Origin of the sequence: Actinomadura rugatobispora (assembly GCF_042656285.1) — a bacterium.
Taxonomy (GTDB): Bacteria; Actinomycetota; Actinomycetes; order Streptosporangiales; family Streptosporangiaceae; genus Spirillospora; species Spirillospora rugatobispora.
Genome location: NZ_JBHSON010000280.1, coordinates 1 through 683, shown reverse-complemented (window position 1 = coordinate 683; position 683 = coordinate 1). Strand labels below are relative to the sequence as shown.

Sequence of the window (683 nt, the reverse complement as noted above, 5' to 3'; positions counted from 1 at the left end):
GACGAACAGCACCAGGTCGATACGCCATTTCTTCGCCTTAACGCCGGTTTCTTCAAACGCGGCGTTTGACGCATGCGGGCTGTAAACCAGCTCCGGCACAATGCGACAGATATTCTGTTTGTAGCTCGTTTACAAAGAGAATGGGCGTCAAGAAATTATCCATGCGCTGATTGGTTAAACTCCGAAAAAAGAAATTGGTAATGAATAAGGCCGCTAATTCTGCGGCCTATGATAATGATTATTATTTGTTAAGTGTTTTATTGATTTTCTTTTTGAATATCCAAGATATACGGTTCGAAACGTATCACTTCCTCACCCAGCCAGTCATTAAGCTCCTGCAGTCGCTTTTGCAACGGTATCAGCTCGTTGCGGACAAAGACACGACTGGCCTTTTCAACGTCACCAAAACCGCCGGTATTGTTGGGAATAATGCCCATCATCTGCGGGGGGACACGGTGCGCTGCCATCATGTCATCCCGGCTGACGTTTTTGATATTCAGAAACTCATCCTTTGCCGCTACTTCTGACAGTGGGATGATCTGGATGCCGTCCTTTTTTCCGTTGGGCGAGTACATAAACAGGTTGCGGAAGTTGCCCGGTCCTTTGGCGCTTTTCATCGCATGGCGGATGTTGTTCACGTCCTCCTGGTTCTGCGCCGCGTCGGTCATGTACATGATAAATCC

Annotated in this window: 1 protein-coding gene; it reads right to left on the bottom strand. The window is 47.9% G+C overall.

The genetic code is table 11. The annotated features are described in order from the left end of the window. Nucleotides 1-257: 257 nt before the first annotated feature. Nucleotides 258-683, bottom strand: a 426-nt coding sequence (locus tag ACFPZN_RS56340) for a phage portal protein (protein ID WP_378293692.1), incomplete at its 5' end; no start/stop codon positions are given.